Origin of the sequence: Streptomyces sp. 15-116A (assembly GCF_025290915.1) — a bacterium.
Lineage (GTDB): Bacteria > Actinomycetota > Actinomycetes > Streptomycetales > Streptomycetaceae > Streptomyces.
This window is the reverse complement of record NZ_JAOCQE010000415.1, coordinates 1-3,958: the sequence shown is the minus strand read 5'-3', so window position 1 is coordinate 3,958 and position 3,958 is coordinate 1. Positions and strand designations below refer to the sequence as shown.

The 3,958-nt window shown below is 72.8% G+C and carries 5 protein-coding genes and 1 pseudogene; 4 read left to right on the top strand and 2 right to left on the bottom strand.

All coding sequences use genetic code 11. The features are described 5' to 3' along the window. Both N4P33_RS33530 and N4P33_RS33525 read left to right on the top strand, forming a co-directional pair. Nucleotides 1–248 (top strand): annotated as a pseudogene (locus N4P33_RS33530) (methyltransferase); the annotation flags it as partial. Beyond that, nucleotides 229–426 (top strand): CDGSH iron-sulfur domain-containing protein, encoded by a 198-nt coding sequence (locus N4P33_RS33525; protein WP_260830702.1) that lies wholly within the window; start codon nucleotides 229–231, stop codon nucleotides 424–426. The pseudogene N4P33_RS33530 and the gene N4P33_RS33525, both read left to right, overlap by 20 nt. A 142-nt stretch (nucleotides 427–568) precedes the next feature. Here N4P33_RS33525 and N4P33_RS33520 read toward each other — a convergent pair whose 3' ends face one another. Further along, the gene (locus N4P33_RS33520) at nucleotides 569–1,003 is read right to left on the bottom strand and encodes a subtilase-type protease inhibitor (protein WP_260830701.1); all 435 of its coding nucleotides are present in this window, start codon (nucleotides 1,001–1,003) and stop codon (nucleotides 569–571) included. A 322-nt stretch (nucleotides 1,004–1,325) separates the two neighbouring features. On the opposite strand from N4P33_RS33520, the gene N4P33_RS33515 reads away from it, so the two are divergent. Beyond that, nucleotides 1,326–1,886 carry a hypothetical protein gene (locus tag N4P33_RS33515; RefSeq protein WP_260830700.1) on the top strand — a complete coding sequence of 187 codons (561 nt, stop codon included), beginning with the start codon at nucleotides 1,326–1,328 and terminating at the stop codon, nucleotides 1,884–1,886. A 114-nt stretch (nucleotides 1,887–2,000) separates the two neighbouring features. Continuing rightward, nucleotides 2,001–3,158 carry a lactate 2-monooxygenase gene (locus N4P33_RS33510; protein ID WP_260830699.1) on the top strand — a complete coding sequence of 386 codons (1,158 nt, stop codon included), beginning with the start codon at nucleotides 2,001–2,003 and terminating at the stop codon, nucleotides 3,156–3,158. 58 nt (nucleotides 3,159–3,216) lie between these two features. Here N4P33_RS33510 and N4P33_RS33505 read toward each other — a convergent pair. After that, the coding region (locus N4P33_RS33505; RefSeq protein ID WP_260830698.1) for an RICIN domain-containing protein at nucleotides 3,217–3,958 on the bottom strand (742 nt) is incomplete at its 5' end.

Below are 3,958 nucleotides of genomic sequence, written 5' to 3'. Positions count from 1 at the left end.
GCGAGGCGCCCGCGCGGCTGCGGCCGGGCGGGGTGCTGCTGCTGGTGCAGTCCGCGCTCAGCGGGCCCGAGGTCACGGTCGGTCTGCTGCGGGCGGCCGGCCTGAAGGCCGCGGTGACACGGCGCCGGCGTATCGCGTTCGGCCCGGTACTGAAGGCCAGGGCCCGCTGGCTGCGCGAGCGGGGACTGCTGCGAGGAACCGAGGACACAGAGGAACTGGTGGTGGTCCGTGCCGAACTCCCCGTCTGACGCCCCCCGTCGTGTCACCGTCCAGCGCAAGGGCCCGCTGCTGGTGGAGGGTCCGGTGGAGGTGGAGCTGGAGGACGGCACGGTCGTCCGTTCGGACCGCTTCCGGGTGGCCTTGTGCACCTGCCGCCGCAGCCGCCGCTATCCCTGGTGCGACACCAGCCACCGGGACCGGGCCTGACCCTCGGGAATGCCGAAGGCCGGCGGGCGGCCCCACTCCGCCCGCCGGCCTCCTTGCGCGAGATCGCACGTTCCGCGAGGGGGCTCGCACTCCCCATATCTGCGGGCCGCCGCGCGGTCACGGGAACCGTGCGATCCCGGTCTCAGAAGGCGAAGACGCCCGAACCGTGCGCGTTCATCACGCACGCGTTGCCGAAGGTGCGTTCGTAGGAGACGCGCTGTCCCTGCCACACCCCGTCGACGGTGACGACCACCGGGTCGTACTCCTTGGTGCAGAAGACGCCCTGGCGCATCGTCAGCGCGCTCAGGTTGCCGCCGACTCCGTTCAGTTCCGCGCAGGCCGAGGAGGCGGCCGGGTGGGTGCCCGACGGCCGGGGGGCACAGGTCAAGGTGACCGCGCGTTCCGGTGTGGCGCTTGCCGCGCTCTCGCCGTGACCCACGGTGAAGACCAGGGCCGAGGGGGCGTAGAGCGCGGAGGGGCCGGTTCCCGGGGCGGCCGTCGCGGCCCCGGACAGGGGTGCGCAGACGGCGGCGGCCGTGAGGCCGAGGGTGGTGGCCCAGCGCGCGGTGTTCCGCATTGTGTGCATCCTTCCGCTCGTGTGGAAAACGCCGGCTCGTGCTCGGTCGGTGCCGAACCGGCGCCCCGGAGTCTGCCGAGTCCGCCCGGGAAACTCATCTCGACCGTGTGGATTTCAGTAACATTGCGTGTTGAATCAGTGGCGGGAAGTCACGGAAGATTCGAGCGCTGCCCTTGTAATCGCACGGCTACCGAGTGCGCGAAGTGGCCAGATGGCCGAAATACGGCTGCTCGTTAATCGGCCTGAAACATTCCGATTCTGCTCTCGGCAGAGCGTTCACCGACCCCTTGTGTTCATGAAACGGCCGAGTAATGGTCATTACATGATTACGGCAGAGCAGCGAGAGCGACTGCGGGGCTGGTTCACCGGCCGGCTCCCCGAGGATCTCTTCGAGGAGCTGGCCGAGGTCACGGTCGACCGCGAGGAGATCACGGTGATCGGCCGCATTCCCGCGCCCACGCCGGCCGAGGACGCCTCGGCGGCCGAGCGGGAGGCGGCGATCGAGGGCCGGATCCAGGAGTTCCGGGAACGCACCCGGGACGCCCGGATCTCGGTCGCCAGGGACGCCGAGCACCGCTTCGGGAGGAAGGTCTCCTGGGGCGTGGAGTGCGACGGGCAGCGTGCGCTGTTCACGCATGTCGCGGCGCCCGTCATGACCCGGCTGCGCCAGCCGGAGCGGCAGGTGCTGGACACGCTGATCGCCGGCGGAGTGGCCCGCAGCCGCAGCGAGGCGCTGGCCTGGTGCGTGCGGCTGGTGCAACGGCACACCGACGACTGGCTCACGGAACTGCGCGAGTCCCTGGAGCACGTCCAGCGGGTCAGGTCCAAGGGCCCGGACGGCGAGCCGGAAGAGGAGGACACGTCCACGGCCGACGGCGAGTGAACGGCGTCGTCAGGAGGTCCGTCCGCCGGCACTGTCGGTTCCGCGCCTACTCGCCGGTATGGTCGGGCCCCGCAGGGGCCTGACGGTGTGACGAGGAGAGGCGGGTCGGCTCGTATGGGCAAGCACTGGGCGGACTTCCAGTACGAGATCTATCTGAACGGGATGACGGGGGCCGTGCCCCGGCTGCCCACGGATCTGACCCGGCTGGAGGAGCTGACGGAGCAGCGCCTCGGGCCGGGCCCGGTCGGCTATGTCGCGGGCAGCGCGGGCGACGGCAGCACCGCTCGCGCCAACCGGGAGGCCCTCGCGCGCCGCCGGATCGTGCCGCGCATGCTGCGGGACGTGCACGACCGCGATCTGTCGGTCGAGGTGCTGGGCCGCACGCTCCCCGCACCGCTCGCGCTGGCGCCCGTCGGCGTGCTGTCGATCATGCACCCGGACGCCGAGCCGGCGGCCGCCCGGGCCGCCGCCGCGCAAGGCGTGCCGTTCATCCTGTCGTCCGCGTCCAGCACGCCCATGGAGCAGGTCGCGGAGGCGATGGGCGAGGGGGAGCGCTGGTTCCAGCTGTACTGGCCGAAGGACCCGGAGGTGGCGCGGAGCTTTCTCGGCCGGGCGAAGGCGGCGGGGTTCACCGCGCTGGTGGTCACCCTGGACACTCCCCTGCTGTCCTGGCGCCCCCGGGATCTGGACCAGGCGTATCTGCCGTTCCTGCGCGGGGTGGGCACCGCCAACTACTTCTCGGACCCCGCGTTCCAGGCGGGACTGGCCAAGCCCGTGCACGAGGACCCGAACGCCGCGGTGATGCATTTCGTCGGCATGTTCTCCGATCCCGCCAAGTCCTGGCCGGACCTCGCGTTCCTGCGGGAGAACTGGGACGGGCCGATCGTCCTCAAGGGGGTGCTGCACCCCGACGACGCCCGGCTCGCGGCCGACGCCGGGATGGACGGGGTGGTGGTGTCCAACCACGGCGGCCGTCAGGTGGCCGGGTCGATCGCGGCGGCGGACGCGCTGCCGGGCGTGGTGGAGGCCGTGGGCGACCGGCTCACGGTGCTGTTCGACAGCGGCGTGCGCACCGGCGACGACGTGTTCAAGGCGCTGGCGCTGGGCGCGCGGGCGGTGCTGCTGGGCCGGCCGTACGTCTACGGGCTCGGGCTGGACGGGCAGGCGGGCGTCGAGCATGTGATCCGCTGTCTGCTCGCCGAACTGGACCTCACCCTCGCCCTGTCCGGGCACGCCGGCCCGGCGACGATCGGCCCCGGGGACCTGGTCTGACCGGCGATGCGCGGTCCGGCCGGGGCGGATCGGGGTCGGTCCGCCCCGGCCGGGGTGCTCACGACCCGTGCCCGGTCAGTCCCGCGGGGCGCGCGGCCTGCGTCGCGGAGTCGCTGATCGACAGCGATCCGGTGGCGGTGGTGCCCACCGAGTCCGTCACCCAGCGTTGGCCCACCGTCTGGTCACGCACCTTGACGACGATGTCAGCGTTCGCGTCGAGGCCGGCCGGGGTGAGGGCCAGCTGCCGGTCCCAGCGGGGCAGCAGCTCGCCGAGCGGGGTCAGGTCGTAGCGCACGTCGTCGCCCCGCCGATCGTCCTGCTCGGGGCATGTGCCCAGGACCACGACTCCGGCGTCCTTGTGCGAGTCCAGGCACAGCCCGGGGTCCGCCACGCTGCGCAGCAGCCCGTCCTCCTCCAGCGTCCACTGCTGGCTCCACGCGGCGGAGCACTCCGCGAGCCGGGTGCCGACCCCGTCCTGGGGCTCGCCCCGGGTGTCGAGGCACAGCCCGGAGGCGACATTGCGCAGCCGGGTCTGCCCGGGTGCCGGGGGCAGTCCGGCGACGCCGGGCGGGGACACCGACGGTACGACGCCCCTGCCGCCCGCGGAGCTGGAGGATCCGGTGGGGTCGGCGCCGCCTCCGGGCGAGGAGGACCCGGCGATGAGCACGCTCACCAGGATCCCGGCCGACACGGCACCGAGGCCGGTGAGCAGTGTCCTCGTGGAGCGCACCGGGTCGGGCAGGCTCAGGCCGTGCAGCCGGGCGGGCACGGGGATCCGGGACAGCAGCCGGTGCCGGCCG